1 protein-coding gene and 1 pseudogene are annotated in these 602 nt (G+C 25.9%); both read right to left on the reverse strand.

The features are described from left to right. Positions 1 to 435 (reverse strand): annotated as a pseudogene (locus GMD1S_RS12600) (histidine kinase); the annotation flags it as partial. 20 nt (positions 436 to 455) lie between these two features. Further along, positions 456 to 581, reverse strand: a complete 126-nt coding sequence (gene comC, locus GMD1S_RS08760; protein ID WP_000799678.1) for a competence-stimulating peptide ComC — start codon at positions 579 to 581, stop codon at positions 456 to 458. Positions 582 to 602: the final 21 nt, after the last annotated feature.

Raw genomic sequence — 602 nt, forward strand, 5'->3', positions numbered from 1 at the left:
TTTAATATCCAGATGAAAATAACGAATTATTATTAGAATAGAAAAATAAGTCATCAACAATACTACGAAAAGAAATGTACTTTTATAGTGTAATACTACTTCATCTCCTGTTATAGAAGATAAGGTTACGGATATAAAAGTATGAGTACTGTGATATAATAAAGATAATAGTAAACTGATAAAAATAGCTTTGTATTTTTCAGACTTCTTTAACTTTCTTAAATAAAGGTACACAACCAAAGGAAATAAAAATTTAGACAAAGCAAAACTATTAGAAAATACTAGTGTAATAATTTCTTCAAGTATAAAAACTGAGATGCATGTATAACAGAAAAAAACAATTTGTTCTTTTCTATTTATTTTACAGATCCATTCATAAATTTTGCTAATAATGATAAAATAAAAAATAGCTATCCCTAATCCAAATAAATCCATTACTCTCTACCTTTATTTCATTACTTTCTTCTTGGAAAAATAAGATTACGAATTGTTTCTGAAATTCTCCAATCTCCACCCCGAATCTCCTGCAATTCTGCCTCTGTTACCTCTTTAAATTGTTCCAACTTTACTGTATTTTTCATAATGAAATCTCCTGTATTATT

Origin of the sequence: Streptococcus sp. GMD1S (assembly GCF_000296875.1) — a bacterium.
GTDB lineage: Bacteria > Bacillota > Bacilli > Lactobacillales > Streptococcaceae > Streptococcus.